This is a genomic window from Aminobacter sp. P4_H6_2, from assembly GCF_056400805.1.
This window is the reverse complement of sequence record NZ_JBFUKO010000636.1, coordinates 1-2,984: the sequence shown is the minus strand read 5'-3', so window position 1 is coordinate 2,984 and position 2,984 is coordinate 1. Positions and strand designations below refer to the sequence as shown.

Sequence of the window (2,984 nt, the reverse complement as noted above, 5' to 3'; positions counted from 1 at the left end):
CCGTAATATCCTCGCCTTTCTGCAGGACATGGAACACGAAGAAGAGCTGCGCTCGGTTCCGAGCTGGAAGGCTCATCAGCTTGCCGGAGAGCGCAAGGGTACCTGGAGCCTGTTCGTCACGCGGAACTGGCGCCTGACCTTTTTCATCGACAAGGCGGAAGTCGAGATCGTCGACCTCGACTACGAGGATTACCACTAGGAGGTGGCCATGACCGAAACGCAGGGTTTCAGGCTGAAAAGCCCGCCTCATCCGGGCGGCTTCGTTCGCACCGAGATCATCGAGCCTATGGAGTTGTCGGTGACGGCTGCGGCGGGGGCGCTTGGTGTGACCCGCGCGGCGCTGTCGGCCTTCATCAACGGGCGTTCGTCGTTGTCGCCGGRGATGGGGCTGCGTATCGAGAAGGCGTTCGGCGTCAGTATGGAAACGCTGATGCGGATGCAAAACAGCTACGATATTGCGCAGGCTCGCAAGCGCGAAGGCGAGATCAAGATAGCGCGCTATGAGCCGAAGCCGCCGCATCAGTGATTTATCGCGGCCAGGCTGGATGTCAGGAGCCTGTGCGATCCTGCTGATTTGCGTGGGCTTTCGGTAAAAGCCGCTCCCTTGCAAATGCTTCCTGATTTATGGTGGCGCCGCAATTTGGCCGGAGCCGCAGCATGTCCGAAAAATCAGTCGATTCGCTCAGCGAGGCAGAAGCCATAGCCGAGCTTGCGCGGCTGGCCGAAGAAATCGCCGGCCATGACCTGCGCTATCATGCAGAGGATGCGCCGACGATCTCGGATGCCGACTATGACGCGTTGCGCCGGCGCAACCTCGCCCTCGAACAACGTTTCCCACAGCTGGTGCGCGAGGATTCGCCGTCGAAGTCGGTCGGTGCCGCCGTCTCGGAAAAGTTCGGCAAGGTCACTCATGTCGTGCCGATGCTGTCGCTCGACAACGCCTTTGCAGATGAGGATGTCAGCGAATTCGTCGGGCGCATCAGGCGCTTCCTCAGGCTCGGCGCGGACGAGCCGGTGGTGATATCAGCCGAACCCAAGATCGATGGGCTGTCTCTGTCGATTCGCTACGAGAACGGGCGGCTGGTGACGGCGGCGACGCGCGGCGACGGCCAGGTCGGCGAAAATGTCACCGCCAATGCGCGCACCATTGCCGACATTCCGAACGTGCTGAAGGGCGATTTCCCCGATGTGCTCGAAGTGCGCGGTGAGGTCTATATGAGCCACGCTGACTTCGCCGAGCTCAATCGCCGCAACGAAGAAGCGGGCAAGCCGATCTTCGCCAATCCGCGCAATGCTGCCGCCGGATCGCTGCGCCAGCTCGATACGGCGATCACCGCCAGCCGGCCGCTGCGCTTCTTCGCCTATGCCTGGGGTGAGGTCAGCGAGATGCCCGCTGACACTCAGATGGGCATGGTTGCGGCCTTGGGGCGTTACGGCTTCAAGACCAACCCGCTGATGAAGGTGTTCGACAGCGTCGAAGGGCTTTTGTCGCAATACCGGATGATCGAGGCCAATCGCGCGACGCTCGGCTACGACATCGACGGCGTCGTCTACAAGGTCGATCGCCTTGATCTGCAGCAACGGCTCGGCTTTGTCTCGCGCTCTCCACGCTGGGCGATTGCCCACAAATTCCCGGCAGAGAAGGCAACGACTGTTCTCACCGGCATCGACATTCAGGTCGGCCGTACCGGCTCGCTGACGCCGGTGGCGCGGCTGCAGCCGGTGACGGTGGGCGGGGTGGTGGTGACCAACGCCACGCTGCACAACGAGGACTACATCAAGGGCATCGGCAATAGTGGCCAGCCGATTCGCGAGGGCCGCGATATCCGCGTTGGCGACACCGTCATCGTGCAGCGGGCAGGGGACGTCATTCCGCAGATACTGGACGTGGTGCTGGAAAAGCGCCCTAGGGATGCTCAGCCTTACGCGTTTCCGACACGCTGCCCGGCTTGCGACAGCCATGCCGTGCGCGAGGAAGGCGAGGTGGTGCGCCGCTGCACTGGCGGCCTGATCTGCCCGGCGCAAGCGGTCGAGCGGCTTCGCCATTTCGTCTCGCGCAACGCCTTCGACATCGAGGGCCTGGGCGAAAAGCAGATCGAGTTCTTCTTCCAGTCGCAAGACCCAGCCCTCCATATCGGTTCACCCGCCGACATCTTCACGCTGAAGCGGCGGCAAGAGGGCTCGCTCACCAAGCTCGAGAACATCGACGGCTTTGGTGCCACCTCGGCGCGAAAGCTGTTTGCCGCCATCGATGACCGGCGGCAGGTCGAGTGCTCGCGCTTCCTGTTTGCGCTCGGTATCCGCCATATCGGTGAAACCAACGCCAAGCGGCTCGCCCGCCACTACATCAGCTTCGACGCATTCCGCGCCGCCGGCAGCGCTGCCGTGATGCCTGAGGGCAAGGGCGACAAGGGCAATGCCGCCTGGCAGGAACTGACCGGTGTCAACGGCATTGGCACGATCGTTGCCGAGGCGGTGGTCGAGTTCTTCGCCGAGGAGCACAACAGGCAGGTGCTCGACGCGCTTCTGGCGGAGGTTACGCCACTTGATGAAGAGCGCATCGGCGATGTGTCCTCGCCGGTGTCGGGCAAGACCGTCGTCTTCACCGGCTCGCTCGAAAAGATGTCGCGCGACGAGGCCAAGGCCATGGCCGAAAAACTCGGCGCCAAGGTTGCAGGCTCGGTGTCGAAGAAGACCGATCTCGTGGTGGCGGGGCCTGGTGCCGGCTCCAAGCTCAAGCTTGCCAGTGAACTCGGCATCGAGGTGATCGACGAGGACGGCTGGTTCGCTCTGGTCAAGCAGGCGGGCTGACTGAATTCATGCGTGCAATTGCCATCGACTTTGAAACTGCCAACGAGCAGCGCAGCAGCCCATGTTCCGTCGGCCTGGCCTGGATAGAGGACGGCGCCGTCGTCCGCGTCGAGGAGCGGCTGATCCGCCCAAAGGACATGCGCTTTTCCCGCTTCAACATCGCCGTCCACGGA

3 protein-coding genes and 1 pseudogene are annotated in these 2,984 nt (G+C 62.7%); all 4 read left to right on the top strand.

Features of this window, described 5'->3' with window-relative positions; translation table 11 throughout:
• On the top strand, nt 1-199 hold a 199-nt coding region (locus AC1DUU_RS27830; RefSeq protein ID WP_476786578.1), incomplete at its 5' end, for a type II toxin-antitoxin system RelE/ParE family toxin.
• A 9-nt stretch (nt 200-208) separates the two neighbouring features.
• On the top strand, nt 209-526 hold the full coding sequence (locus AC1DUU_RS27825) for a HigA family addiction module antitoxin (RefSeq protein WP_476786577.1): 318 nt from the start codon (nt 209-211) through the stop codon (nt 524-526).
• 131 nt (nt 527-657) lie between these two features.
• Nucleotides 658-2,811, top strand: coding sequence for an NAD-dependent DNA ligase LigA (ligA, locus tag AC1DUU_RS27820; RefSeq protein ID WP_476786576.1), 2,154 nt, complete (start codon nt 658-660; stop codon nt 2,809-2,811).
• An 8-nt stretch (nt 2,812-2,819) separates the two neighbouring features.
• A pseudogene (locus tag AC1DUU_RS27815) lies at nt 2,820-2,984 on the top strand (DNA polymerase III subunit epsilon); the annotation flags it as partial.